The organism is Agromyces cerinus (assembly GCF_016907835.1).
In the GTDB taxonomy this organism is placed as follows: domain Bacteria; phylum Actinomycetota; class Actinomycetes; order Actinomycetales; family Microbacteriaceae; genus Agromyces; species Agromyces nitratus.
Genome location: NZ_JAFBCT010000001.1, coordinates 2,005,222 through 2,031,597, shown reverse-complemented (window position 1 = coordinate 2,031,597; position 26,376 = coordinate 2,005,222). Strand labels below are relative to the sequence as shown.

Annotated in this window: 26 protein-coding genes; 23 read left to right on the top strand and 3 right to left on the bottom strand. The window is 69.6% G+C overall.

Features of this window, described 5'->3' with window-relative positions; translation table 11 throughout:
- Positions 1-3: 3 nt before the first annotated feature.
- From JOE59_RS09415 to prfA, 7 genes are all read left to right on the top strand, one after another.
- A complete protein-coding gene (locus JOE59_RS09415) occupies positions 4-1,005 on the top strand; it encodes an LmeA family phospholipid-binding protein (RefSeq protein WP_204460060.1) in 1,002 nt (333 codons plus the stop codon).
- A 212-nt stretch (positions 1,006-1,217) separates the two neighbouring features.
- A complete protein-coding gene (gene lysA, locus JOE59_RS09410; protein WP_204460058.1) occupies positions 1,218-2,642 on the top strand; it encodes a diaminopimelate decarboxylase in 1,425 nt (474 codons plus the stop codon).
- Positions 2,639-3,949, top strand: coding sequence for a homoserine dehydrogenase (locus JOE59_RS09405; protein ID WP_204460057.1), 1,311 nt, complete (start codon positions 2,639-2,641; stop codon positions 3,947-3,949). Before lysA ends, JOE59_RS09405 begins: the two co-directional genes overlap by 4 nt.
- A complete protein-coding gene (gene thrC, locus JOE59_RS09400; protein ID WP_307837016.1) occupies positions 3,946-5,046 on the top strand; it encodes a threonine synthase in 1,101 nt (366 codons plus the stop codon). Before JOE59_RS09405 ends, thrC begins: the two co-directional genes overlap by 4 nt.
- The gene (thrB, locus tag JOE59_RS09395; protein ID WP_204460056.1) at positions 5,043-6,014 is read left to right on the top strand and encodes a homoserine kinase; all 972 of its coding nucleotides are present in this window, start codon (positions 5,043-5,045) and stop codon (positions 6,012-6,014) included. Before thrC ends, thrB begins: the two co-directional genes overlap by 4 nt.
- A 258-nt stretch (positions 6,015-6,272) precedes the next feature.
- Positions 6,273-8,483 carry a transcription termination factor Rho gene (gene rho / locus JOE59_RS09390; protein WP_204460055.1) on the top strand — a complete coding sequence of 737 codons (2,211 nt, stop codon included), beginning with the start codon at positions 6,273-6,275 and terminating at the stop codon, positions 8,481-8,483.
- Between the two features lie 7 nt (positions 8,484-8,490).
- Positions 8,491-9,567, top strand: a complete 1,077-nt coding sequence (gene prfA / locus JOE59_RS09385) for a peptide chain release factor 1 (protein WP_204460054.1) — start codon at positions 8,491-8,493, stop codon at positions 9,565-9,567.
- Between the two features lie 79 nt (positions 9,568-9,646).
- Here prfA and epsC read toward each other — a convergent pair whose 3' ends face one another.
- A complete protein-coding gene (gene epsC, locus JOE59_RS09380) occupies positions 9,647-10,225 on the bottom strand; it encodes a serine O-acetyltransferase EpsC (protein ID WP_204460053.1) in 579 nt (192 codons plus the stop codon).
- An 87-nt stretch (positions 10,226-10,312) separates the two neighbouring features.
- Positions 10,313-11,248 carry a cysteine synthase A gene (cysK, locus tag JOE59_RS09375; protein WP_204460051.1) on the bottom strand — a complete coding sequence of 312 codons (936 nt, stop codon included), beginning with the start codon at positions 11,246-11,248 and terminating at the stop codon, positions 10,313-10,315.
- Positions 11,249-11,334: 86 nt separating this feature from the next.
- Here cysK and prmC point away from each other — a divergent pair, with 86 nt between their 5' ends.
- Positions 11,335-12,219 carry a peptide chain release factor N(5)-glutamine methyltransferase gene (prmC, locus tag JOE59_RS09370; RefSeq protein ID WP_204460049.1) on the top strand — a complete coding sequence of 295 codons (885 nt, stop codon included), beginning with the start codon at positions 11,335-11,337 and terminating at the stop codon, positions 12,217-12,219.
- A gap of 11 nt (positions 12,220-12,230) precedes the next feature.
- On the opposite strand, the gene JOE59_RS09365 is transcribed toward prmC, so the two are convergent.
- A complete protein-coding gene (locus JOE59_RS09365) occupies positions 12,231-13,238 on the bottom strand; it encodes a TetR/AcrR family transcriptional regulator (protein WP_307837015.1) in 1,008 nt (335 codons plus the stop codon).
- A gap of 131 nt (positions 13,239-13,369) precedes the next feature.
- Here JOE59_RS09365 and JOE59_RS09360 point away from each other — a divergent pair, with 131 nt between their 5' ends.
- The 15 genes from JOE59_RS09360 (at position 13,370) to JOE59_RS09290 (ending at position 26,358) form a co-directional block, all read left to right on the top strand.
- The gene (locus tag JOE59_RS09360) at positions 13,370-14,278 is read left to right on the top strand and encodes an ATP-binding cassette domain-containing protein (RefSeq protein ID WP_204460048.1); all 909 of its coding nucleotides are present in this window, start codon (positions 13,370-13,372) and stop codon (positions 14,276-14,278) included.
- Between the two features lie 5 nt (positions 14,279-14,283).
- On the top strand, positions 14,284-15,126 hold the full coding sequence (locus JOE59_RS09355) for an ABC transporter permease (RefSeq protein ID WP_204460047.1): 843 nt from the start codon (positions 14,284-14,286) through the stop codon (positions 15,124-15,126).
- A gap of 125 nt (positions 15,127-15,251) precedes the next feature.
- Positions 15,252-16,115: an L-threonylcarbamoyladenylate synthase gene (locus tag JOE59_RS09350; RefSeq protein WP_204460046.1), complete on the top strand. Its 864-nt coding sequence runs from the start codon at positions 15,252-15,254 to the stop codon at positions 16,113-16,115.
- Positions 16,112-17,437, top strand: a complete 1,326-nt coding sequence (locus JOE59_RS09345; RefSeq protein ID WP_204460045.1) for an MraY family glycosyltransferase — start codon at positions 16,112-16,114, stop codon at positions 17,435-17,437. The genes JOE59_RS09350 and JOE59_RS09345 overlap by 4 nt, the downstream gene beginning before the upstream one ends.
- Positions 17,434-17,910, top strand: coding sequence for a Cg1360 family ATP-synthase-associated protein (locus JOE59_RS09340; RefSeq protein ID WP_204460044.1), 477 nt, complete (start codon positions 17,434-17,436; stop codon positions 17,908-17,910). The genes JOE59_RS09345 and JOE59_RS09340 overlap by 4 nt, the downstream gene beginning before the upstream one ends.
- A 181-nt stretch (positions 17,911-18,091) precedes the next feature.
- Complete coding sequence (atpB, locus tag JOE59_RS09335; RefSeq protein ID WP_239560178.1) at positions 18,092-18,871, top strand: F0F1 ATP synthase subunit A; 780 nt, start codon at positions 18,092-18,094, stop codon at positions 18,869-18,871.
- A 45-nt stretch (positions 18,872-18,916) separates the two neighbouring features.
- Positions 18,917-19,150, top strand: a complete 234-nt coding sequence (gene atpE, locus JOE59_RS09330) for an ATP synthase F0 subunit C (protein WP_022888426.1) — start codon at positions 18,917-18,919, stop codon at positions 19,148-19,150.
- A 28-nt stretch (positions 19,151-19,178) separates the two neighbouring features.
- Positions 19,179-19,742 (top strand): F0F1 ATP synthase subunit B, encoded by a 564-nt coding sequence (locus JOE59_RS09325; protein WP_179549661.1) that lies wholly within the window; start codon positions 19,179-19,181, stop codon positions 19,740-19,742.
- Positions 19,743-19,745: 3 nt separating this feature from the next.
- Positions 19,746-20,540, top strand: a complete 795-nt coding sequence (locus JOE59_RS09320) for a F0F1 ATP synthase subunit delta (RefSeq protein WP_204460041.1) — start codon at positions 19,746-19,748, stop codon at positions 20,538-20,540.
- A 77-nt stretch (positions 20,541-20,617) separates the two neighbouring features.
- Positions 20,618-22,258: a F0F1 ATP synthase subunit alpha gene (gene atpA / locus JOE59_RS09315; RefSeq protein WP_204460039.1), complete on the top strand. Its 1,641-nt coding sequence runs from the start codon at positions 20,618-20,620 to the stop codon at positions 22,256-22,258.
- A 94-nt stretch (positions 22,259-22,352) separates the two neighbouring features.
- Complete coding sequence (locus JOE59_RS09310) at positions 22,353-23,264, top strand: F0F1 ATP synthase subunit gamma (RefSeq protein ID WP_179549664.1); 912 nt, start codon at positions 22,353-22,355, stop codon at positions 23,262-23,264.
- Positions 23,265-23,287: 23 nt separating this feature from the next.
- Entirely contained in the window at positions 23,288-24,751 is a 1,464-nt protein-coding gene (gene atpD / locus JOE59_RS09305) for a F0F1 ATP synthase subunit beta (protein ID WP_204460038.1), read from the top strand.
- Between the two features lie 2 nt (positions 24,752-24,753).
- Positions 24,754-25,014 carry a F0F1 ATP synthase subunit epsilon gene (locus tag JOE59_RS09300; protein WP_056014040.1) on the top strand — a complete coding sequence of 87 codons (261 nt, stop codon included), beginning with the start codon at positions 24,754-24,756 and terminating at the stop codon, positions 25,012-25,014.
- 10 nt (positions 25,015-25,024) lie between these two features.
- The gene (locus JOE59_RS09295; RefSeq protein WP_204460037.1) at positions 25,025-25,597 is read left to right on the top strand and encodes a P-loop nucleotide/nucleoside kinase family protein; all 573 of its coding nucleotides are present in this window, start codon (positions 25,025-25,027) and stop codon (positions 25,595-25,597) included.
- Positions 25,597-26,358, top strand: coding sequence for a YaaA family protein (locus tag JOE59_RS09290; protein WP_204460036.1), 762 nt, complete (start codon positions 25,597-25,599; stop codon positions 26,356-26,358). Before JOE59_RS09295 ends, JOE59_RS09290 begins: the two co-directional genes overlap by 1 nt.
- Positions 26,359-26,376 lie beyond the last annotated feature (18 nt).

Here is a 26,376-nt window from a genome sequence, read left to right as displayed (position 1 = left end):
CCGATGGCGAAGCACGGCGACGAGCACGACGCGGGCGACGCCCCCGAGACGACCGGGCCGGTCGAGCCGGTCGGCATCGACGAGACCGGCGACGACGGGTCGGGCGACACCCTGGTCATCGAGACGGATGCCTCGGACGAGCAGCCGACCGAGGTGATCGAGCCGTATGCGGCCGCGGGTGCCGCGGCCGGCGCGTCCGCCGCGGCCGCCGGTGCCACCGCCGCCACGCCTCCGACCGATGCCGACGAGCCCCGCGAACGCCAGCGGCTCGGACGCGCCGCCCGCATCTGGATCGTCGTCGGCATCGTGCTGGCGGTGGTCGTGGCGCTCGTCGTCGTGGCCGACCTCGTCGCGCGCGGCATCGCCGAGCAGCGGGTCGCCGAGGAGATCGAGGCCAATCTGCCCGACGGCGTCGAAGGCGATGTCACCGTGGCGATCGGCGGGTTCTCGGTGATCGGGCAGTACCTCTCAGGCACGATGCAGCACGTCGAACTCGATGCGCCCGCCCTGACCGTCGAGGGCGCACCCATCGCCGTCTCGGTCGTCGCCGAGGGCATGCCGGTCGATCTCGCTTCGCCGGTCGAGCAGCTGACGGCGACGATCACCGCCGACGCCGACTCGATCAACCAGCTCATCACCGTCGCGGGGGTCGAGACCGGGCTCACCCTCGGCGACGGCACCGTCGGCTACGAGGGGAGCATCGAGATCTTCGGCCTCCCGATCACGTACCAGGTGACGGCCACCCCGGTCGCTGCAGGCGACTCGGTGCTGCTCGAACCCGAAGGCGTCGAGGTGGGTGCGGTCGGCGCGTCGATCGACGTGTCGGGCGTCATCGAGCGTCTCCTCGGCGGCGACCCGCTCGAGATCTGCATCGCCGACCGGCTGCCCGAGGGCGTGCAGCTCGAGTCGATCGCGGTGGCGCCCGGTGCCGCAGCGATCCGGCTCCAGGCCGACGGTCTCGTGCTCGACTCCGCGAGCCTCGAGCAGAAGGGCACGTGCGGGTAGACCCCGCCCGGCACCGCCTCGCCGCGGAACCGACTCCCGGCTCCGCCGTACGGGGCGCGCGACGGGCCCGATTCGGCTCGGCATGCACGCCTCGGTAGACTCGCGGTACGCCGACCCACAAGGTCGACGCGCACAGCAGGCTTCAGGAACCGATCCGGGTTCGCTCGCCGCGAGCGATCCATGCAATCGTCTTTCGTCCGTGAGGTTCCCCCGTGGCATCCACCGCACCCGCCCCCGGTCAGCTCAGCGTGCCCGACGACGCCAACGCGCTCGCGCCACTCGTCTGGCCGTCGACCGCCGCGCGCGATGAGGCCGGCCGGCTCGTGATCGCCGGCCGCGACGCGGCCTCGCTCGCCGCCGAGTTCGGCACTCCGCTCTACGTCGTCGACGAGGCCGAGGCGCGCGCCCGGGCCGCACGCACGAAGCGGGCGTTCGACGACGCCGCGGCATCCATCGGCACGACTGTGACCGTCTATTACGCCGGCAAGGCGTTCCTCTCCGGCGCGATCGTGCGCTGGGTGACCGATGAGGGCCTCGCCGTCGACGTGTGCACCGGCGGCGAACTCGCCGTCGCGCTCGCAGCGGGCGCCGACCCCGCCCGCATCGGATTCCACGGCAACAACAAGTCGCTCGCCGAGATCGAGCGCGGCGTCGCCGTGGGCGTCGGCGTGATCGTCATCGACAGCGAGATCGAGATCGAGCGCGTCGCGGATGCCGCGGCGCGCGCCGGCCGGGTGCAACCCGTGCGGCTCCGCGTCAACAGCGGCGTGCACGCCTCGACGCACGAGTTCCTCGCGACCGCGCACGAAGACCAGAAGTTCGGTGTGCCGCTCGCCCGCGCCGTCGAACTCGGCGCCCGAATCCGCTCGCACGCCTCGCTCGAGTTCCTCGGCCTGCACTGCCACATCGGCTCGCAGATCTTCGACGCCGCGGGTTTCGCCGAGTCGGCCGAGCGACTGCTCGCCGTGCACGCGGAGCTCTCGCAGGCCGCCCCCGTTCCCGAACTGAACCTGGGCGGCGGCTTCGGCATCGCCTACACCGCCGTCGACGAGCCCGCCCCGATCGAGGAGATCGCGCAGGGCATCGTCGCAGCCGTCGCGAACGGATGCCGCGAGCACGGCGTGCCCGTGCCGAAACTCGCCTTCGAGCCCGGCCGTTCGATCATCGGCCCCGCGGGCGTCACGCTCTACACGGTCGGCACCATCAAGCCCGTGCCGATCGACGGCGGGGTGCGCCACTACGTCTCCGTCGACGGCGGCATGAGCGACAACGCGCGCACCGCGCTCTACGGAGCCGAGTACTCCGCCCGCATCGCCTCGCGCGCCTCCGACGCGGCGCCCGCCCTCGTGCGGGTCGCGGGCAAGCACTGCGAGTCCGGCGACATCGTCGTCGACGCCGAGTACCTGCCGGGCGACGTCGCACCGGGCGACCTGCTCGCCGTGCCGGCCACCGGCGCCTACTGCTGGTCGCTCGCCTCGAACTACAACCACGTGCCCCGGCCGCCGGTCGTCGCAGTGCGCGACGGCGTGGCGCGCGTCATCGTGCACGGCGAGACCGAGGCGCAGCTGCTCGCTCGCGACGCCGGGCTCGAGGCATCCGCCGGCGCCGACCCCGCCATCGAAGGGAACCCTGCATGATCGAGTACCGCTCCATCCGAGTGGGCCTGCTCGGAGCGGGCTCCGTCGGCTCGCAGGTGGCCCGCCTCCTGCTCGAGCACTCCGACGAGCTCGCCCAGCGCATCGGCGCCCGCATCGAGCTCGTCGGCATCGCCGTGCGCGACGTCGACGCCAAGCGCGACGCCGAGCTGCCGCGGGAGCTCCTGACGACCGACGCCGACGCGCTCATCCTCGGGTCCGACATCGTGATCGAGCTCATGGGCGGCATCGAGCCGGCCCGCACGCTCGTGCTGCAGGCGATCGCGTCGGGTGCCGACGTCGTCACGGGCAACAAGGCGCTGCTCGCCAGCCACGGCCCAGAGCTCTTCGCCGCCGCGGAGCAGGTGGGCGCGCAGCTCTCCTATGAGGCAGCCGTCGCCGGTGCCATCCCGATCATCCGGCCGCTGCGCGACAGCCTCGCGGGCGACCGCATCGACCGCATCCTCGGCATCGTGAACGGCACCACGAACTTCATCCTCGACCGCATGGACCAGACGGGTGCCTCGCTCGAGGACGCCCTCGCGACGGCGACGGAGCTCGGCTACGCCGAGGCCGACCCGACCGCCGACATCGGCGGCTACGACGCTGCGCAGAAGGCCGCGATCCTCGCGAGCCTCGCGTTCCACACGAGCGTTCCCGTCGAGGCCGTGCACCGCGAGGGCATCACCGGCGTCTCGGCCGAGCAGGTCGACTCCGCGCGACGCGCTGGCTACGTCGTGAAGCTCCTCGCCATCTGCGAGCGGCTGACCGACGCCGAGACCGGCGAAGAGGGCGTCTCGGCGCGGGTCTACCCGGCGCTCGTGCCGCGTAGCCACCCCCTCGCCGCCGTGCACGGCGCGAACAACGCCGTGTTCGTCGAGGCATCCGCTGCCGGGCCCCTCATGTTCTACGGCGCCGGAGCCGGGGGAGTGCAGACCGCCTCCGCCGTGCTCGGCGATCTCGTCGCGATCGCCCGCCGCCACGTCATCGGCGGCCCCGGCACCGCCGAGTCGACGCACGCGGCGCTGCCCGTGCTCGAGATCGGGCGCATCACCACGCGCTACGCCATCACGCTCGAGGTGGCCGACGAACCGGGCGTGCTCGAGCAGATCGCCCGCATCTTCGCCGACCACGGCGTCTCCGTGGAGCAGTTGCAGCAGACCGTCAGCGAGGGCTCGGAGCGGGCTACGCTGGTGATCGGGACGCACGAGGCGAAGGAGTCCGCGCTCGCCGAGACCGTCGCCGCCCTCGCTCAGAGCCCCGTCGTCGCATCCGTCGCGTCCGTCCTCCGAGTCGAAGGAGCAGTGTGAACACCCCCATCACCCCCAAGGCAAACTCGCGTCAATGGCGCGGAGTCATCCGCGAGTACGCCGACCGGCTCGACGTCACCGACGCGACCCCGGTCGTCACGCTCGGTGAGGGCGGCACGCCGCTCCTGCCGGCGCCCGCACTCTCGGCCCGCACCGGCGCCGACGTCTGGGTGAAGTTCGAGGGCATGAACCCCACGGGCTCCTTCAAGGACCGCGGCATGACCATGGCCGTCACGAAGGCCGTCGAGCACGGCGCCAAGGTCGTCATCTGCGCATCGACCGGCAACACCTCCGCTTCGGCGGCCGCCTACGCCACGCACGCCGGCATCAAGGCCGCGGTGCTCGTGCCCGAGGGCAAGATCGCGATGGGCAAGCTCAGCCAGGCCATCGCCCACAACGCAGAACTGCTGCAGGTGCAGGGCAACTTCGACGACTGCCTCGACATCGCCCGCGACCTCGCTGCGAACTACCCCGTGCACCTCGTGAACTCGGTCAACAACGACCGCATCGAGGGACAGAAGACGGCGGCGTTCGAGGTCGTCGAGGCGCTCGGCGACGCGCCCGACTTCCACTTCATCCCCGTCGGCAACGCCGGCAACTACACCGCGTACACGCGCGGCTACCGCGAGGACATCGCCGTGGGCAACGCCACGCGCATGCCGCGGATGTTCGGCTTCCAGGCCTCGGGTTCCGCGCCGATCGTGCGCGGCGAGCCGGTGAAGGACCCCGACACCATCGCGAGCGCCATCCGCATCGGCAACCCGGCATCGTGGGAGCTCGCCCTGCAGGCGCGCGACGAGACCGACGGCTACTTCGGTGCGATCGACGACGACAAGATCCTCGAGGCGCAGCGCATCCTGTCGGCAGAGGTCGGCATCTTCGTCGAGCCCGCGTCGGCCATCTCGGTCGCCGGCCTCCTCGAGCGCTCGGCCGCCGGAGTCATCCCGGCCGGCGCGCGGGTCGTGCTCACGGTCACCGGCCACGGCCTGAAGGACCCGCAGTGGGCGCTCCGCACCGCCGACGGCTCGGACGTGCAGCCGACGATCGTGCCCGTCGACACGGCGCAGATCGCCTCCGTGCTCGGACTCAGCTCATGAACGCTGCGGTCGTCGCCTCGGGCGACGTCGCGACGTCGCTGACCGGCCGCCGCGTCGTCGTCAAGGTGCCGGCGACCTCGGCCAACCTCGGCCCCGGTTTCGACACGCTCGGGCTCGCGCTGGCCAGGTACGACGAGCTCGAGGTCTCGGTTCCGGATGCCGCGACGGCACAGGATGTCCCGGGGCTCGAGATCGAGGTGCACGGTGTCGGCGAGGGCGAGGTGCCGCTCGACGAGTCGCACCTCGTGGTGCGTGCGATCGCCCACACCTTCGCCCGCGCAGGCGTGCCGCTGCCGGCGCTCAGGCTCGTGGCGCACAACGTCATTCCGCACGGCCGCGGGCTCGGCTCGTCGGGCGCAGCGATCGTCGCCGGCGTCGTCGCGGCCAAGGGGCTGCTCGAGGGCATCGTCGACTTCAGCGCCGACGAACTGCTCGACCTCGCCACGGAGCTCGAGGGGCACCCCGACAACGTGGCCCCCGCCCTCTTCGGCGGGCTCACGATCGCGTGGGTGACTCCCGAGGGTCCGCGGCACAAGAAGCTCATGGTGCACCGCGGCGTCTCGCCCCTCGTGCTCGTGCCCGAGCACGAGATGTCGACGGCGCTCGCCCGCTCGCTGCAGCCCGAGTCGGTGCCGCACGAAGACGCGGTGTTCAACGTCTCGCGCTCGGCGCTGCTCGTGGCTGCGCTCATCCAGAGCCCCGAGCTGCTCTTCCAGGCCACTGAAGACAAGCTGCACCAGCACTACCGTGCAGCAGCCATGCCCGAGACCGACCGGCTCATCCGAGTGCTCCGCGAGGCGGGGCATCCGGCGGTCGTCTCCGGTGCCGGGCCGTCGATCCTCGTGCTCGCGAGCGACCCGAGCGAACGTATCGCGGCGATGGCCCTCGTCGAGGCGACCGCCGACACAGCCTGGCAGGCGCTGCCCCTGGCCGTCGACTTCAAGGGCGCGACGGTTCAGAGCGCGTAGCGGTCCGAAGAGACCGCCACGATTCGCCCATCCACAGGCGCGTCGCGTGGCGGGACGAACGGCTCGGGGATGTTAGACTGACCACGCACCCGGCAGGTGACGCACTGTTCGCGTCCCAGCTCGCTCGTGCAATTCCCGGCAATCTATTGCTTTCGCTCTCGCGCGTGTCTGCGCCATTGTGCGCACCGGCATCGTTCGTGCCAGCGATCAGCTCTCCTGAATCCGCAACTCTTGCGACAGGGGAAAGGAACATACCCAGTGACCAACGGAACCGACCACGCCGATCGCGTGGCCAACACCGCCCGCCTGTCCGCCATGAAGGTCGCCGAGCTCCAGGAGCTCGCCGCATCCCTCGGCCTCGCGGGCGGATCGAAGCGCCGAAAAGGAGAACTCGTGGAGTTGATCTCCGAGCACCAGGCCTCGGCGGCCGACGGCGGCGCCGCCGCATCGGCTGAGCCGCTCGAGGCCCCAGCGGCCGAGCAGGCCGCTCCCGTCGAGCTCGACGAGCCCGCTGCAGCCGAGGCTCCCGCCGAGACCGCGACCCCCGACGTGATGACCGAGGCTGCGGCCGAAGCGCCCGCCGCCACGGCGCCGACGCGTCAGCGCCGTCAGCCGCGTCGCGCCACGAGCGCGACCACCTCCGCCGTGCAGCACGTCAACGCCGGCGGCGCCGGTGTCGGCCTCGTGCCCGAGGCCGCCCCGGCGACCGAGACCGACGACGCCCGCGAGGCGGCACGAGCCGCGGTGCGCGAAGAGCTCGCCGCAGCGACCGGTGAGGGCGCACGCGGCTCCAAGCCCGCCGAGGGCGAAGGCGATGCTGCAGCCTCCGACGAGCCCCGACAGGGCCGCAGCCGCAACCGCGGTCGTCGCGGTGGCGAGCGCGGCGACCGTGCCGAGCGCGGCGACGACGCCCAGAAGACCGAGCAGAAGCAGGGCGAGCGCCAGTCGGGTCGACAGAACGACCGCCAGAACGGCGAGCAGCCCCGCAAGGGCGACGAGCAGGGCGGCCGTTCCGGCGAGCCCCGTCAGGGCGGCGACGCCGACAAGTCCAAGCAGCAGGGCGAGGGGCGCGGCCGCGATGGCCAGGCCCGCGATGGCCAGGCCCGTGACGGCCAGGCCCGTGACGGCCAGGCCCGCGATGGCCAGGCGCGTGATGGCCAGGCGCGTGATGGCCAGGCGCGTGACGGCCAGGCGCAGCTCGACGGCGAAGGCGGCCGTCGCAACCGCTACCGCGACCGCAAGCGTCGCGGCCAGGGCATGGGCGACGAGCTCGAGCCCGAGATCCTCGACGACGACGTGCTGATCCCCATCGCGGGCATCCTCGACGTGCTCGACAACTACGCGTTCGTGCGCACGACCGGCTACCTCCCGGGCCCGAGCGACGTCTACGTCTCGCTCGGCCAGGTGAAGAAGTACAACCTGCGCAAGGGCGACGCGGTCGTCGGCGCCATCAAGCAGCCGCGCGACAACGACTCGAACAGCCGTCAGAAGTACAACGCGCTCGTGAAGGTCGACTCGATCAACGGTCAGACGACCGACGAGGCTGCGGCCCGTGTCGAGTTCCAGAGCCTCACCCCGCTCTACCCGCAGGAGCGCCTGCGCCTCGAGACCGAGCCCACCAAGCTCACGCAGCGCATCATCGACCTCGTCGCACCGATCGGCAAAGGCCAGCGCGGCCTGATCGTCGCGCCCCCGAAGGCCGGCAAGACGATCGTGCTGCAGCAGATCGCCAACGCGATCTCGATCAACAACCCCGAGGTCCACCTCATGGTCGTGCTCGTCGACGCGCGCCCCGAAGAGGTCACCGACATGCAGCGCACGGTGAAGGGCGAGGTCATCGCCTCGACCTTCGACCGCCCGGCCGAAGACCACACGACGGTCGCCGAGCTCGCCATCGAGCGCGCGAAGCGCCTCGTCGAGCTCGGTCACGACGTCGTCGTGCTGCTCGACTCGATCACGCGCCTCGGCCGTGCGTACAACCTGGCCGCACCGGCATCCGGTCGCATCCTCTCGGGCGGTGTCGACGCCTCGGCGCTGTACCCGCCGAAGCGCTTCTTCGGCGCTGCGCGCAACATCGAGAACGGCGGCTCGCTCACCATCCTCGCCACAGCGCTCGTCGAGACCGGGTCGAAGATGGACGAGGTGATCTTCGAGGAGTTCAAGGGCACCGGCAACTCGGAGCTCCGCCTCTCACGTCAGCTCGCCGACAAGCGCATCTTCCCGGCGGTCGACGTCAACGCGTCGTCCACGCGCCGCGAAGAGATGCTGCTCTCGGCCGACGAGGTCAAGATCACCTGGAAGCTGCGCCGCGCCCTCGCCGGCCTCGAGCAGCAGCAGGCGCTCGAAGCCGTGCTCGGTCGCCTGAAGGAGACGCAGTCGAACGTCGAGTTCCTCATGCTCATGCAGAAGTCGATGCCGGTCGCCACCGGTCACGGCAACTCGCACGGGCACGAGACCGACCACCGCTGAGGCATCCGTGTTCGAGTCCGTCCAGAGCCTGCTCTCCGAGCACGCGAAGCTGCAAGAGGAGCTCGCCGACCCGGCGCTCCACGCCGATGCCGCGCGGGCGAAGAAGGTCAACCGGCGCTACGCCGAGCTGAGCCGGATCGTCTCCGCGCACTCGGCGTGGCTCGAGGCGCAGGACGACCTCGCCGCCGCGCGTGAACTCGCGAAGGAGGACGAGGCGTTCGCCGACGAGGTGCCGGCGCTCGAAGAGGGTCTCGCCACGGCGCAGGAGCGGCTCCGCCGTCTCCTGATCCCGCGCGACCCCGACGACGGCCGCGACGTGATCATGGAGATCAAGGGCGGGGAAGGCGGCGCCGAGAGCGCCCTCTTCGCCGGCGACCTGCTCCGCATGTACATGCAGTACGCGCAGTCGAAGGGCTGGAAGATCGAGCTCCTCGATCAGAACGAGTCCGACCTCGGCGGCTACAAGGACGTGCAGGTGGCGATCAAGTCGAACGCGACCGACCCGTCGCAGGGCGTCTGGGCGCACCTCAAGTACGAGGGCGGCGTGCACCGCGTGCAGCGCGTGCCCGTCACCGAGACGCAGGGGCGCATCCACACCTCGACGACGGGCGTGCTCGTCTTCCCCGAGGTCGATGAGCCCGAAGAGGTCGACATCAACCAGAACGACCTGAAGATCGACGTCTACCGGTCGTCGGGCCCCGGCGGCCAGTCGGTCAACACGACCGACTCCGCGGTGCGCATCACCCACCTGCCCACGGGCATCGTGGTGTCGATGCAGAACGAGAAGTCGCAGCTGCAGAACCGTGAGGCCGCGATGCGCGTGCTCCGCGCCCGCATCCTCGCGCGTCAGCAGGAGGAGATCGCGGCCGCGGCGTCAGACGCCCGCAAGTCGCAGATCCGCTCCATGGACCGCTCGGAGCGCATCCGCACGTACAACTTCCCCGAGAACCGCATCGCCGATCACCGCACCGGGTACAAGGCGTACAACCTCGACCAGGTCATGAACGGCGCGCTCGAACCGATCATCGAGTCGGCCATCCAGGCCGATGAAGAGGCGCGGCTCGCCCACCTCGGCGACCAGTAGCGCAGCGACGACGAAACGGATGCCCCGGACACCTCGAGTGTCCGGGGCATCCGTCATCTGGCGCGAGTGCCCAGAGCGCTCAGATGTGCCAGTCGTGGATGCCGCGTGCGGCGTCGGCCGTCTCGTGCGAGAGCGGCTTGAACGTCGCGGGAATGCCGACGACGAGCGAATGCGCGGGCGCGTCCTTCGTGACGACGGCGTTCGCGCCGATCGCACTCCACGCGCCGATCGTGATGTCGCCGAGCACCTTCGCGCCCGCACCGACGGTGACCCCGTCGTCGAGGGTCGGATGCCGCTTCGCCCCGCGGTCCGCGCCGCGAGCGGCCTTCCCGCCGAGGGTGACGCCGTGGTAGAGCATCACATCGTCGCCGACGATCGCCGTCTCGCCGATGACGACGCCCATGCCGTGGTCGATGAAGAACCGGCGGCCGATGGTGGCGCCGGGGTGGATCTCGACGCCGGTGAGGAAGCGCACGATCTGCGAGACGAGACGAGCGGGCAGACGCAGCCCGCTGCGCCAGAGCACGTGCGCGAGCCGGTAGCCCCAGATGGCGTGCAGGCCGGAGTACGCGAGGAACACCTCGACGTTTCCGCGGGAGGCGGGGTCGTGCGCGCGCGCCGTCGCGATGTCCTCGCGGAGTGCTCGGAAGAAGGTCACGTCGATAGTCAATCAGTCCGTACGTCGATCGGATGCACCGAGCGCCCGGACAGCGTCGTCGACGCTGCGCCGGGCGCTCGCGGTCGCTCAGTCGCGCAGGTCTTCGTAGAGCACGGTCGAGACGTACCGCTCGCCGAAGTCGGGCACGATGACGACGATGGTCTTGCCGTCGTTCTCGGGGCGCTTCGCGACCTCGAGGGCGGCCCAGACGGCTGCGCCCGAGGAGATGCCGCCGAGGATCGCCTCGTCGGTCGCGAGGGCGCGTGCGGTCGCGATGGCGTCGCTCGTGGCGACGTCGATGACCTCGTCGTAGACCTCGCGGTCGAGCACGTCGGGCACGAAGTTGGCGCCGAGGCCCTGGATCTTGTGGGGGCCGGGGGTGCCCTGCGTGAGGATGGGGGAGTCGGCCGGCTCGACGGCGACGACCGCGAGGCCCGGCTTCTGCTCCTTGAGGTAGCGGCCGGCGCCCGTGATGGTGCCGCCCGTGCCGATGCCGGAGACGAGGATGTCGACGCCGCCGTCGGTGTCGGCCCAGATCTCGGGGCCGGTCGTCGCGTAGTGGATCGCCGGGTTCGCCTCGTTCTCGAACTGGCGCGCGAGGATCGCGCCGGGCGTGGCCTCGACGATCTCGTTGGCCTTCGCGACCGCGCCCTTCATTCCCTCGGAGCCGGGGGTGAGCACGATCTCGGCGCCGTAGGCACGCAGCAGCACGCGACGCTCGACGCTCATCGTGTCGGGCATGGTGAGGATCACGCGGTAGCCGCGAGCAGCGCCGACGAGGGCGAGCGCGATGCCGGTGTTGCCGCTCGTGCCCTCGACGATGGTGCCGCCCGGGGTCAGCTCACCCGACTTCTCGGCCGCGTCGATGATGGCGACGCCGATGCGGTCCTTGACGCTCGCGGCGGGGTTGTAGAACTCGAGCTTGGCGAGCACCGTTGCGCCCGCGCCCTCGGTCAGGCGATTGAGACGCACGAGCGGAGTGCGACCGACGACCTCGGTGATGTTCTCGTAGATCTGCGCCATGGGCTTGCCTCTCGGGTCAGGTGGTGGACGACGGCCTCAGCCTAGGCTTCGGCTCCCGTGGAGGCGAGTGCGTTACATTCCATTGCGTGGATACGACGACCCCCGATGCCCGAGCGCGATCCCTGCGCGAGCTCCGAGACGAGACGGTGTCGACACTCGCCTCCGCCGGCGTCCCCGATCCCGAGGTCGATGCCGACCTCCTGATCGGACACGTGCTCGGCCTCTCGCGCGGCGCCGTGCAGGCGCGCATAGTGGTCGGCGCCGTGGTCGGCGAAGCGGATGCCGCGGCACTCGCCTCGCTCGTCGGGCGTCGTGCCCTGCGTGAGCCGCTGCAGCACATCACGGGTCGTGCGGCGTTCCGCAACCTCGATCTGCAGGTCGGCCCGGGTGTCTTCGTGCCGCGACCCGAGACCGAGCAGGTCGCCCAGCTCGCGATCGACGCGCTCACCTCCGCAGCCGAGCCCGAGCCGATCGGCGTCGACCTCGGCACGGGCAGCGGCGCCATCGCGCTCGCGCTCGCGACGGAGGTGCCGCACGCGAGGGTGTGGGCGGTCGAGAAGTCGCCCGAGGCATTCGTGTGGACGCGGCGCAACGTCGCCGAGGTGGCCGCCCCGAATCTCGAGCTCGTCTTCGGCGACCTCGCCGACGCCCTGCCCGAACTCGATGGCCGGGTGGCGGTCGTGGTCTCGAACCCGCCGTATGTGCCGCTCCGCGACATGCCGCGCGACCCCGAGGTGCGCCTCCACGACCCCGAGCTGGCGCTCTACGGCGGCGCCGACGGGCTCGATGTGGTTCGCGTGCTCTCCCGGCGCGCGCTCGCCCTGCTGCGTCCGGGCGGCGCGCTCGTGATCGAACACGGCGAGGAGCAGTCGGCGGCGATCGCCGCGATCCTCGCCGCCGACGGCTGGCGGGCGATCGCGCACCACCGCGACCTCACGACCCGCGATCGGGCGACTTCGGCGGTGCGCTGAGCGCCCGGGCGCTACTCCTTCTTCGCCCGCTCCGCCTTCTCGCGAGCGAGCTGCTCACGCTCGAGCGCGTGCTTCTCGCGTTCGAGCGCGTGCTTGATCGCCTCGCGTTCGCGCTTCTGCGCCTCGCGCAACGCCTTCTCGGCCTCGCGTCGGGCCTTCGCCGCCTCGCGCACCTGCTTGTCGCGGGGCAGTTCGAGCGCGGGAGGCAGCGGCTCCGCGGCGACGGCGCCGGCGCCCGAATCGACCCGGCCCACGTGGTACTCGATGCCGTCGAGGATGCGCTGCAGCCCGAATGAGAAGTCGTCGTCGCTGTCGTCGGGGTCGGTGCCGGGTTCCGCCACGTAGCCGCCTGCGGCGAGGAGCGGGCTCAGGTATGGGAACCGTTCGGGGGTCACGAGCTCGGCGAGCGCCTCGAAGTAGTTCGCACCGGTGACATCCGCCGGGTCTGCCGCTGCTGCTGCGGCGGCGCCGATGTCGCGTTCCTGCGCGCCGGTGGCGCGCGCGTAGCTCGTGAGCAGCAGCAGGGTCGACATCTTCTCGCCGTCGCTGAGGGGGAGTGCGCGCACCTCGCGCAGGAACCAGTCGACGATGAGCAGGCTGTTGGGCGTGATCGGCGCACCCGAGATCGGGATGTCGACGAGCCAGGGGTGCTCGCGGTAGGCGGCGCGCATCGCGAGCACCCACGCAGTGACGCCGGCGCGCCATCCGCGTTCGACCGTCTCGTCGGGCACGGGCGGCGTGACCGCACCCTCCTGCATGAGCAGGATCAGGTCGTCCTTGCTGGTCACGTACCGGTAGAGCGACATCGTCGTGAAGCCGAGCGACGCGGCGACCCGGCTCATCGACACCGCCCCGATGCCCTCGGCGTCGGCGATCTCGATGGCGGCGTCGACGATGCGCTCGATCGAGAGCTCCCGCTTGGGCCCGCGTTGCGGGTTCGCCGCGACGCCCCACGCGAGGGCCACCCCTCGGGGGAGTTCGGGATCGCGTCGCTCGGGGCTCACACGCTCAGGGCTCACAGGGGGTCCGTTCTCGAGAAGGTGTTGACGACAGTCTAGAACTGTGTATTACTTAAACAACAGTGCATCACGTAAACAGTTTGCGCCATACGCATAAGCATGGGCCGCAGACGAGAGAACAGGAGAGATCCATGTCAGTCGCGATCGACACGCACGGGCTCAGGAAGCGGTTCGGGGCGACCGAAGTGCTCGCCGGCCTCGACCTCAGCGTGCCCGCGGGCTCGGTGTTCGCCCTGCTCGGCCCGAACGGCGCCGGCAAGACGACCACCATCAACATCCTCACGACGCTCGTGAAGCCCGATGCCGGCATCGCGCGGGTCGCGGGATTCGACGTCGCAGCGTCACCCGAGGAGGTGAAGCAGCGCATCGCCCTCACCGGCCAGTCGGCGGCCGTCGACGAGGTGCTCACCGGCACCGAGAACCTCGTCATGATGGGCCGGCTCTCGGGTCTCGGCCGCCAGCAGGCACGGGATCGCGCCGCCGAGCTGCTCGAACGGTTCGATCTGACGGATGCCGCGCGCCGACGCCTCGGCACGTACTCGGGCGGCATGCGCCGACGTCTCGACCTCGCCCTCAGCCTCGTCGTCGACGTGCCGATCCTGTTCCTCGACGAGCCGACCACCGGCCTCGACACGCGCAGCCGCCAGGAGCTCTGGAACGTCATCCGCTCGCTGACCGAGGCCGGCACGACGGTCTTCCTCACGACGCAGTACCTCGAGGAGGCCGACCGGCTCGCCGACCGCATCGCCGTGCTCGACCGGGGCCGCATCGCCGCAGAGGGCACCGCCGACGAGCTGAAGGCGCGCATCGGCGGCGATGTCGTCGAACTCCGCGGCGCCGACGGCGAGCTGCTGCTCGAACTGCCGACCGACGGCAGCGTGCACGGACTGCGCGCCGCCATCGACCTGCTCGACCACTCGCCGGTCTCCGCCGCCGAGGGGTCGCAGGTGTCCATCCGCCGCCCGAGCCTCGACGACGTGTTCCTCGCGATCACTGCAGGCGCAGCGGCATCCGCCCCCGACCTCATCGAATCGAAGTGACCATCATGACCACCCTGACGACCGCCACCACGACATCCGCCTCGAGGGGTGCGGGCGCCGGCATCGCCCCCGCGCCCGCCCGAGCGAAGCTCGGCCCCTTCACGGCCGAGTCGACGTTCATCGCGCGCAGCTTCCGCCACTCGGTGCGCGACATCGACGCCATGCTCATGGCGGTACTGCTGCCGACGATGCTCATGCTGATGTTCACCTTCATCTTCGGCAACGCCATCGACCCGTCGGGCGGCTACGTCGACTACGTCGTGCCCGGCATCATCCTGCTCTGCGCGGGGTTCGGCGCGTCGTCGACGGCTATCTCGGTCTCCCGCGACATGACGACGGGCATCATCGACCGCTTCCGCACCATGCCGCTGCGGAGCGGCGCCGTCACCACCGGGCACGTGGTGGCGAGCCTCGCCCGCAACCTCGTGGCGACGGGGGTCGTCATCGCGGTGGCGCTCCTCGTGGGCTTCCGGCCGAGCGCGACGCCGCTCGAGTGGCTCGCCGTGTTCGGCCTCGTGGCCCTCTACATCCTCGCGATCACCTACCTCTTCGCGGCGATCGGCCTTGCGGCGTCGAGCCCCGAGGCGGCGAGCGGCTACGGTTTCATCCTGCTGTTCCTGCCCTACCTCTCGAGCGCGTTCGTGCCCGTCGAGACGATGCCCGAATGGCTGCAGTGGATCGCCGAGAACCAGCCGATCACCCCGGTCATCGAGACGATCCGCGGCCTGCTCATGGGTACGCCGATCGGCGACTCGGCATGGTGGGCGATCGGCTGGTGCGTCGGCATCGTCGTGGTCTCGGTCGTCTGGGGCGGCTGGCTGTTCCGTCGCAGGGCGGGCCGCCGCTGAGCCCGTCGAACGGCAGCGGATGCCGCGGCGCACGCCTGCGCCGCGGCATCCCTTCGACAGGCTCAGGACGGCGCCGCTGCCCGTCGAGGTTCCGCATCGGGGCGCTGGTCTAGAATCGGCAGGTCATGACTGCCATCTACGACTGTTCGGTCGACTCAGAGCTCCTCACCGGCATGCGCCTCGCTCGAAGCGCCATCGGGCGCGGAGAGCTCGTCGTCATCCCCACCGACACGGTCTACGGGGTCGCGGCCGACGCGTTCGCCCCGAAGGCCGTCTCCCGGCTGCTCGACGCGAAGGGGCGCGACCGCACGTCGCCCCCTCCCGTGCTCATCCCCGGCATCCCGACCCTCGACGCCCTCGCGAGCGAGGTGCCGCCGGCCGTGCGCGAGCTCGTCGGCGAGTTCTGGCCCGGGGGGCTGACCGTCATCCTGCACGCGCAGCCCTCGCTGCAGTGGGACCTCGGCGAGACGCGCGGCACGGTCGCGCTCCGCATGCCGGCGAACCCCATCGCCCTCGAACTCCTCGCCGAGACGGGTCCGCTCGCGGTGTCGTCGGCGAACCTCTCGGGCGAGCCGTCCGCCACCACGGCGGCGGACGCCTCGGAGATGCTCGGCGACGCGGTCAGCGTCTACCTCGACGGCGGCCCGGCCGGCGGCTCGTACGAGGCCATCGGCGAACGCGAGGGCGACACCTCCTCGACCATCGTCGATGCGACGGGCCTCGCCCGCGAAGGCGGACGGCTCCGCATCGTGCGCGCCGGAGTGATCTCGCGGGAGCGCATCGCGGCCGTCGTGGGGGAGGACCTCCTCGAGCCCGAGCGCGCGGCGGAGCCCGCCCTCGAGGCAGAGCCTGAGCCTGAGCCCGTCGCACCCGCAGCAACCGCCGCCGAACAGCCGGCCGAGGCGGGGCCAGCGGCCTCCGCTGCCGAGCCCGCGACCTCCGCCGAGCCCGCGACCTCCGCCGACGACGGGGACGCTGCCGCCTCATGACCCTCTTCCTGGCCATCGCCCTGCTGACGGCGCTCGTCACCTTCGGCGGATCGATCATCGTCTGGAAGCTGAGCCTGAAGTACAAGCTCTACCCGAAGATCCGCGAGCGCGACGTGCACACGCGGCCGACGCCGCGCCTCGGCGGCGTCGCGATGTTCGTCGGCATCCTCATCGCATTCGGCGCCGCGGCGTTCGTCTCCACGCTCGGCTCCTCACGGTTCTCGAACATCGCGATCGTCTTCCAGAACCCGGGCCAGATCCTCGCGATCCTCGGCGCCGCGCTCCTCATCGTCATCGTCGGCGTCGCCGACGACATCTGGGACCTCGACTGGACGACGAAGCTCGCCGCCCAGTTCCTCGCCGCCGGGCTCATCACCTGGCAGGGCGTCTCGATCGTGTCGCTGCCGATCGCCGGCATCACGGTCGGCTCGTCGTGGATGTTCGCGATCATCACCGTCTTCGTCATCGTGCTCGTGATGAACGCCGTGAACTTCATCGACGGGCTCGACGGGCTCGTCGCCGGCGTCGCCCTCATCGCGAACGGCGTGTTCTTCCTGTACTCGTACCTGCTCGTGCAGCAGACGTCGCCGACGAACTACTTCAACCTCGCCTCGCTCGTGGCCATCATCCTGGTCGGCGCGTGCGCCGGGTTCCTGCCGCTCAACTGGCACCCCGCGAAGCTCTTCATGGGCGATGCCGGCGCCCTGCTCATCGGGCTCCTCATGGCGACCTCCGCCGTCGCGGTCACCGGCCAGCTGAACCCGACGGGCGTCGGTCTCAACCAGTTCGTGGCGGCGTTCATCCCGATCCTGCTGCCGTTCGCGGTGCTCGTGATCCCGCTGCTCGACTTCGGGCTCGCGGTCATGCGGCGCCTGCGCGCCGGCAAGTCGCCGTTCTCGGCCGACCGCAAGCACCTCCACCACCGCTTGCTCGACATGGGGCACTCGCACCTCCACGCGGTGCTGATCCTCTACGGCTGGACCGCGGTCGCATCGATCGGATGCCTCCTCACCTACGTCTTCCCGGTCTACTTCAAGATCTCCTCCCTCTGGGCGCTCCTCGCGCTGTTCATCGGCTTCGTCATCTGCGCCGTGATCACGCTCGCCCCGCTCGGCCGCCGCAAGCGCCTCACCGTCGCCGCCGAGGCGGTGGCGGTCGACGAGATCCCCGAAGCGGAAGTCGCAGGGCTCGACGAGCTCGCGGGCGTCGAGGCATCCCTTCGACAGGCTCAGGACGGCGCCGCTGCAGCCGACGGGGGCCGCCCGGCGTCCGCTCAGGACGGCTCGGTAGAATCCGGCGACCCCGAAACTGGAGCACGATGAACGACGCACGACCCGAAGCCGACCGCACGCCGACCTCGAACCCCGTACTGCGAAGGGCGCTCGTCTGGGGCGGTGTGCTCGCCGGGGTGATCCTGGTCGTCGGCGCGATCCTCGGCTACGTGCTCGCCGGCGTGCCAGGCCTGCTGGGCGCCCTCATCGGCACGCTCATGGCCGTGGTCTTCATGGGCATCACGGCGGCGAGCATCCTCGCGGCCAACCGCTTCGCCTCGAGCGACCTGTTCGTCGGAGCGTTCTTCGGCATCGTGCTGGGCGGCTGGATCCTGAAGTTCATCGTCTTCATCGTGCTCGTCGTGGTGCTGCGCGACGCAGAGTGGCTGAACACGACGGCGCTCTTCCTCAGCCTCGTCGCGGGCGTGCTCGCGTCGCTCGCCGTCGATGTCATCGTCGTCGCGAAGTCGCGCCTGCCGTACGTCAGCGACGTCGAGCTGCCCAAGGCGCCGACTGAAGAGTGAGGCCGTCTCGGCGATTCGTCGACAGCCCGAAGTATTGCTAGAGTAATGGGGATCCCCCCACGGTTCTGCCCTGCTCGCGCACGGGCTGCCGAGGTCCATGTTCGTCGCCGCGAGAGCCGAGCTCCACGCCCCGAAACAGGAGAAAGCGCTGCTAGCTAACGCTCTGAACCTGCTGGTTCCGATGTCAACCGACGATGGTGGCTTCCACGGGCCGTCGATCGACGAATTCTTCCCCGGGCCGCTGCTCTTCGAAGACACCCCCTTCGAGATCAACCGCATCATCCTCGTCCGCTACGTCGCGGTCATCGCGCTGCTGCTCGTGTTCTGGCTCGGCACCCGTCGCATGAGCATCGTGCCCGGGCGCTTCCAGAGCCTCGTCGAGATGGGTCTCGACATGGTGCGCGTCAACATCGCCGACGACCTGCTCGGCAAGAAGGACGGCAAGCGGTTCCTGCCGATCCTCACGACCATGTTCTTCATGATCCTGTTCATGAACCTGACAGGTGTCATCCCGTTCCTGAACATCGCCGGCACCTCCGTCATCGGCGTGCCGCTCGTGCTCGCGATCGTCGCGTACGTCACCTTCATCTACGCGGGTGTCAAGAAGAGCCCCAAGAACTTCTTCAAGAACTCGCTCTTCCCCTCGGGTGTGCCGTGGCCGGTGTACATCATCGTCACGCCGATCGAGTTCATCTCGACGTTCATCATCCGTCCGATCACCCTCACGCTCCGACTCATGATGAACATGATCGTCGGCCACCTCCTGCTGGTGCTCTTCTTCGCGGCGACGCAGTTCTTCGTCGTGCAGATGAGCGGCTGGTGGACCCTGCTCGGTGTCGGAACGCTGGCCTTCGGCCTCGCGTTCACGCTGTTCGAGGTCCTCGTCGCCGTCCTGCAGGCGTACGTCTTCGCACTTCTCACCGCGGTCTACATCCAGCTCGCGGTCGCAGAAGAGCACTGAGCCCGGGCATCCGCCCAGAACATTCCCTAGGAAAGGAAACCCAACGTGGACGCAACCACCGTTCTCGCTGAGATCAACGGCAACATCGCGACGGTCGGCTACGGCCTCGCCGCCATCGGCCCGGCCATCGGCGTCGGCATCGTCGTCGGCAAGACGATCGAGGGCGTCGCCCGCCAGCCCGAGCTGGCCGGCCGCCTCCAGGTCCTGATGTGGATCGGTATCGCCTTCACCGAGGCGCTCGCCTTCATCGGCATCGCCACCTACTTCATCTTCGTCTGATCCACCCGCCCCAACTGAGGAGGCCAACGTGCTTCAAGCAGTACTGAGCGCTGCAACCGAGGGTGGCGAGACCCACAGCCCGGTGATTCCGGAGTGGTACGACATCATCTGGTCGTCGGTCTGCTTCGTCATCATCCTCATCTTCTTCTGGAAGTACGTGCTGCCGCGCGTGCAGAAGCTGCTCGATGAGCGGGGCGAGGCGATCGAGGGCAACATCGCGAAGGCCGACGAGGCGCAGCGCAAGGCCGAGGCGGCTCTCGAGGAGTACACCGCCCAGCTCGCCGACGCGCGCACCGAAGCCGGTCGCATCCGCGAGACGGCTCGCGATGACGGCAAGAAGATCGTCGCCGAGGCGAAGGACGCCGCCACCGTCGAGGCTGCTCGCGTCACCGCGAGCGCACAGGCGCAGATCGAGGCGGAGCGCCAGACGGCACTCGTCACGCTCCGCTCCGAGGTGGGCACGCTGGCCATCGACCTCGCTTCCGGGGTCATCGGCGAGTCGCTCTCCGACGACGCGAAGGCGACTGCGGTCGTCGACCGCTTCCTCGCCGAACTGGAGGCCTCCGAGGCCACCGCCGGAGGGAAGAAGTAGTCCATGGGTAGCGCTACGAGAGAGGCCCTGGCCGGCTCGAAGGCCGCGCTCGCGGAGCTCGGCCGAGCCGACCTTCCGGTTGCCGAGGCCCTCCTCGCCGCAGGCCGAGTCATCGGCGAGTCCGCGCACCTGCGCACGGCTCTCATCGACACCGAGGCCGACGTCGCGCAGAAGCGCGCGCTCGTCGAGGCCGTGTTCGGCGCCCGCATCCCGGCCGAGGCCGCCTCGCTCCTCGTGAGCGCGGCTTCGCGCCGGTGGTCGTCGGGCGACGACTTCCTCGCCGGCATCGAAGAGATCGGCATCCGCGTCGCCGCGGACTCCGCTTCCGACGACGTCGACCTCGACGCCGAGCTGCTCGCGTTCGAGCGGGCGGTCGCGAGCGACGCCGAGCTCGAGCTCGCGCTCGGGTCGAAGCTCGGCGAGACCGTCGCCAAGACGCAGATCGTCGACCGGCTCCTCGAAGGCAAGGCATCGCCGCAGACCGTCGTCATCGTTCGGCACCTCGTGCAGCAGCCTCGCGGCCGCCGCATCGGCGAGCTGCTCCGCCACGGGGCATCCGTCGTCGCAGACCAGCGCGGATTCGACATCGCGACGGTCACGAGCGCCGTTCCGCTCACCGCCGCCCAGCTGGGCCGGCTCGAGCAGGGCCTCGCGGTCCAGGCGGGCCGCCGTGTCCGCTTCGACACCATCGTCGATCCTGCCGTGCTCGGCGGGATCCGCGTGCAGATCGGCGACGACGTCATCGACGGCAGCGTCGCCTCGCGCCTCAGTTCGCTGCGGCAGAAGCTTGCCGGCTGACGCCGGTTGAAACGACCGGCGCTCGCGCCGTGACACACCAGTAGCTGTACAACCGGTACAGAAAAAGGGAAAAGACAATGGCAGAACTCACCATCAGCCCCGACGAGATCCGTTCGGCTCTCTCGGAGTTCGTCTCGTCGTACGAGCCGGGACAGGCGGAGAAGACCGAGGTCGGGTACGTCACCGACGCCGGCGACGGCATCGCGCACGTCGAAGGTCTTCCCTCGGTCATGGCGAACGAGCTGATCCGCTTCGCGGACGGCACGCTCGGTCTCGCGCAGAACCTCGACGAAGACGAGATCGGCGTCGTCGTGCTCGGCGAGTTCACCGGCATCGAAGAGGGCATGGAGGTGACCCGCACTGGCGAGGTCCTCTCCGTTCCCGTCGGCGAGGGCTACCTCGGCCGTGTCGTCGACCCGCTCGGCCACCCGATCGACGGCCTCGGCGAGATCACCGGCCTCGAGGGCCGTCGTGCCCTCGAGCTGCAGGCGCCCGGCGTCATGCAGCGCAAGTCGGTGCACGAGCCGCTGCAGACCGGCATCAAGGCCATCGACGCGATGATCCCCGTCGGCCGCGGCCAGCGCCAGCTCATCATCGGCGACCGCCAGACCGGCAAGACGGCCATCGCGATCGACACGATCATCAACCAGAAGGCCAACTGGGAGACCGGCGACCCGTCGAAGCAGGTTCGCTGCATCTACGTCGCCGTCGGCCAGAAGGGCTCGACGATCGCCTCGGTGAAGGGCGCCCTCGAAGACGCCGGAGCCATGGAGTACACGACGATCGTCGCCGCTCCCGCCTCCGACCCGGCCGGCTTCAAGTACCTCGCACCGTACACCGGGTCGGCCATCGGCCAGCACTGGATGTACGACTCCAAGCACGTCCTCATCATCTTCGACGACCTGTCGAAGCAGGCCGAGGCCTACCGTGCCGTGTCGCTGCTCCTGCGTCGTCCGCCGGGACGCGAGGCGTACCCCGGTGACGTCTTCTACCTGCACTCGCGTCTGCTCGAGCGTTGCGCGAAGCTCTCCGATGAGCTCGGCGCCGGCTCGATGACGGGTCTGCCGATCATCGAGACCAAGGCCAACGACGTCTCGGCGTACATCCCGACCAACGTGATCTCGATCACCGACGGCCAGATCTTCCTCCAGTCCGACCTGTTCAACTCGAACCAGCGCCCCGCTGTCGACGTCGGCATCTCGGTCTCCCGAGTCGGCGGTGACGCACAGGTCAAGTCGATCAAGAAGGTCTCCGGCACGCTGAAGCTCGAGCTCGCGCAGTACCGCTCGCTCGAGGCCTTCGCGATGTTCGCATCCGACCTCGACGCGGCCAGCCGCCGTCAGCTCGCCCGAGGAGCACGCCTCACCGAGCTGCTGAAGCAGCCGCAGTACTCGCCGATGTCGGTCGAGAAGCAGGTCGTCTCGATCTGGGCCGGCACCAACGGCAAGCTCGATGAGGTTCCCGTCGAAGACATCCTCCGTTTCGAGAGCGAGCTGCACGACTTCCTCGCTCGCAACACCGAGGTGCTGAACTCGCTGCGCGAGACCAACGTGCTCTCCGACGAGACCGCGGCCGAACTCGCGACGGCAGTCGACACGTTCAAGCTCGAGTTCCAGACGGGTGAGGGCAAGCCGCTCGCCTCGGTCGGTTCCGAGCAGTTCGAGGCGATCGCTGCAGAAGAGGTCGTCCAGGAGAAGATCGTCAAGGGTCGCCGCTAGTCATTCCGAGGTTCCCTGAGGCTCTCGACGGGAACTGACCTCACGGGGTCGAGTCGAGAGCCTCAGTACCAGGAAGACAGGACACAGGAGAAACATGGGAGCGCAGCTTCGGGTCTACCGGCAGAAGATCAAATCTGCCCAGACGACCAAGAAGATCACGCGGGCGATGGAGCTCATCTCCGCCTCGCGGATCCAGAAGGCTCAGGCGCGCGTTGCGGCGTCGGAGCCGTATTCGACCGCCATCACTCGGGCAGTCTCGGCCGTTGCGAGCTACTCGAACGTGGCTCACGTGCTGACGACCGAGCCGGAGCGCATCGATCGCGCCGCGATCGTGATCTTCACGTCGGACCGCGGCCTCGCCGGCGCCTTCAACTCGCAGGTGCTGCGCGAAGCAGAGGAGCTCACCGAGCTCCTGAAGAGCCAGGGCAAGTCGGTCGAGTACTTCCTCGTCGGTCGCAAGTCCGTCGGGTACTTCAACTTCCGGCACCGCGCCTTCGAGCGCAGCTGGATCGGCGGCACCGACAACCCCGACTTCGACACGGCGAAGGAGATCGCCGACGCGGTGCTCGAGGCGTTCCTCCGGGACGCGGGCGACGGCGGCGTCGATGAGATCCACATCGTCTACAACCGCTTCGTGAGCCGCATCACGCAGGTTCCGGTGGTCACCCGCCTGCTCCCGCTCGAGGTCGTCGAGAGCGATGAGGCCCCCGAGGCCTCCTCGACGAAGCACGAGGTCTTCCCGCTCTACGAGTTCGAGCCCGACGCGGAGACCGTCCTCGACGGACTCCTGCCGGTCTACATCGAGAGCCGCATCTACAACGCGATGCTGCAGTCGTCGGCGGCCAAGCACGCCGCGACGCAGAAGGCGATGAAGTCGGCCAGCGACAACGCCGACAAGCTCATCACCGACTACACGCGTCTGGCGAACAATGCGCGCCAGTCCGAGATCACCCAGCAGATTTCCGAGATCGTGGGCGGCGCTGACGCGCTGTCGTCCGCCAAGTAGCCCCTTACGAAGAGAGAGAACACATGACTGACACCGCTACCGCCCCGGCCGCGGCCGCGCCTGTGGCCGGCGCCGTCGGCCGCGTCGCCCGGGTCACCGGCCCCGTCGTCGACATCGAGTTCCCGCACGACTCGATCCCCCCGATCTACAACGCGCTGAAGACCGAGATCACGATCGACGGCAACACCACGGTGCTGACCCTCGAGGTCGCACAGCACCTCGGTGACGACCTGGTCCGCGCGATCGCCTTGAACCCGACCGATGGCCTCGTCCGCGGCCAGGAGGTCTCCGACACCGGCGCATCGATCTCGGTGCCCGTCGGCGACGTCACCAAGGGCAAGGTCTTCAACGTCATCGGCGAGGTGCTGAACGCAGAGCCCGGCGAGCAGATCGAGATCACCGAGCGCTGGCCGATCCACCGCAAGGCTCCGGCCTTCGACCAGCTCGAGTCGAAGACCTCGATGTTCGAGACCGGCATCAAGGTCATCGACCTCCTCACGCCGTACGTGCAGGGTGGAAAGATCGGCCTCTTCGGTGGTGCAGGTGTCGGCAAGACCGTCCTCATCCAGGAGATGATCCAGCGCGTCGCGCAGGACCACGGTGGTGTGTCGGTGTTCGCCGGTGTCGGCGAGCGCACCCGTGAGGGCAACGACCTCATCCACGAGATGGAGGAGGCGGGCGTCTTCGACAAGACCGCCCTCGTCTTCGGCCAGATGGACGAGCCGCCGGGAACGCGTCTTCGCGTGGCGCTGTCGGCCCTGACCATGGCGGAGTACTTCCGCGATGTGCAGAAGCAGGACGTGCTGCTCTTCATCGACAACATCTTCCGCTTCACGCAGGCCGGTTCCGAGGTCTCGACGCTCCTCGGCCGCATGCCGTCGGCCGTGGGCTACCAGCCGAACCTCGCCGACGAGATGGGCGTTCTGCAGGAGCGCATCACCTCGACGCGTGGACACTCGATCACCTCGCTGCAGGCGATCTACGTCCCCGCCGACGACTACACCGACCCGGCCCCGGCCACGACGTTCGCGCACCTCGACGCCACGACCGAGCTCTCCCGCGCAATCGCGTCGAAGGGCCTCTACCCGGCCGTCGACCCGCTGACCTCGACGTCGCGCATCCTCGACCCCCGTTACCTGGGCGAGGACCACTACCGCGTCGCCACCACGGTCAAGCAGATCCTCCAGAAGAACAAGGAACTGCAGGAGATCATCGCCATCCTCGGTGTCGACGAGCTCTCCGAGGAAGACAAGATCACGGTGTCGCGCGCGCGCCGTATCGAGCAGTTCCTCTCGCAGAACACCTACATGGCGAAGAAGTTCACCGGTGTCGAGGGTTCGACCGTTCCGCTCAAGGACACGATCGAGTCCTTCGACGCGATCGCCAAGGGCGAGTTCGACCACGTGGCCGAGCAGGCCTTCTTCAACGTCGGTGGCATCTCCGACGTCGAAGAGAAGTGGGCTCAGATCCAGAAGGAGAACGGCTGAGCATGGCCAGCCTCAACGTGAGTGTCGTCTCGGCCGACCAGCAGGTCTGGTCGGGCGAGGCGACCATGGTGGTGGCGCGCACCGTCGAAGGCGAGATCGGCATTCTGCCGGGTCACGAGCCGATGCTCGCGATCCTCGCCGGCGGCGAGGTGCGGGTCACCCTGCCCGGCGGTGAGAAGATCACCGCCAACGCCGACGATGGATTCCTGTCGGTGCAGGCGAATGCGGTGCAGGTCGTCGCGTCCCGCGCCGAACTCGTCTGAGGAGTGCCGGATGCAGGGGGAGCAGCCGATCGAACGCCAGTTCGGTGACCTGAGTGTCACCCAGCTCATCGTCATGGCCGGGTTGCCGGGTGCGGGAAAGTCGACGATCGGAGAGATCGTCGGCGCCCGCCTCGGCGCCACGGTCGTGTCAGTCGACCCGATCGAGTCTGCGATCCTGCGGGCCGGCATCGAAGCCGACCAGCCGACCGGTCTCGCGGCATACCTCGTAGCCGAGGAGATCGCCGAGAAGGAGCTCGACTCGGGACGCACGGTGATCGTCGACGCGGTCAACGCCGGTGAGGCTGCGCGCCTGCAGTGGCGCGACCTCGCGGAGCGTGCCGAAGTGCGCCTGCGGGTGATCGAGGTCGTGTGCTCCGATGAGGAGTTGCACCGCGCCCGCCTCGAGAAGCGCGAGCGCAAGCTCCCGCACCTCGAGGAGACCACCTGGCGCGCCGTCGAGCAGAGCCTCGAGGGGTATGCGGCCTGGACCGGCCCGTCGTCGGCGCTGCCGCGAGTGACGATCGACAGCATCGAGTCGCTCGGGTCGAACGTCGACGCCGCACTCGCCTTCATCGGCTCGTAGTGCGGCTGCTGCTTCCGCCGTCCGAGACCAAGCGCGACGGCGGCGTCGACGTCGCGCTCGATCTGCGCGCGCTCTCGTTCGGCTCGCTCACCCCGGTTCGGGCTGAGACGACCGCAGCCGTTGTCGCGCTCGCGCACGACCCCGCCGAGATGATGCGGGCGTTGAAGCTCGGACCTCGGCAGGCGCACGAGGTCGAGCGGAACCGGCACCTGCTCGACTCGCACACGATGCCCGTGCTCGACCGGTACACGGGCGTGCTCTTCGATGCGCTGGACGCCCCGACACTCGATGCCGGTGCTCGCGCCTACGCCGCGGAGCACGTGGTCGTGCACTCAGCACTGTTCGGTCTGCTCGGGGCGATGGACGTGATTCCGGCGTACCGGCTCTCGCACGATTCGCGCCTGCCGGGCGTGCGGATGAAGGCGCTGTGGCGGGAACCGATCACGGCGGCACTCGAGGCGGCCGGCGGTCTGCTGCTCGACCTCCGCTCCGAGGCGTACGTCGAACTCGGACCCGTTCCCGCGCACACCGAAGCGGCGTTCGTGCGGGTCGTCTCCGTCGACGGTGCCGGCCGGAAGCGCGCGCTGAACCACTTCAACAAGCGCGCGAAGGGGCTCTTCACCCGCGCCGTGCTGACCGCGCAGCCGCAGCTCGCCTCGATCGAGGAGCTGATCGACTGGGCGCACGAGGCCGGCTTCTCGCTCTCGCTCAGCTCGGAGCGAGTCGGCGCGGGCGTTCGCGAACTCGAACTCGTCGCCTGACCGAGGCTTCGGCCGCGG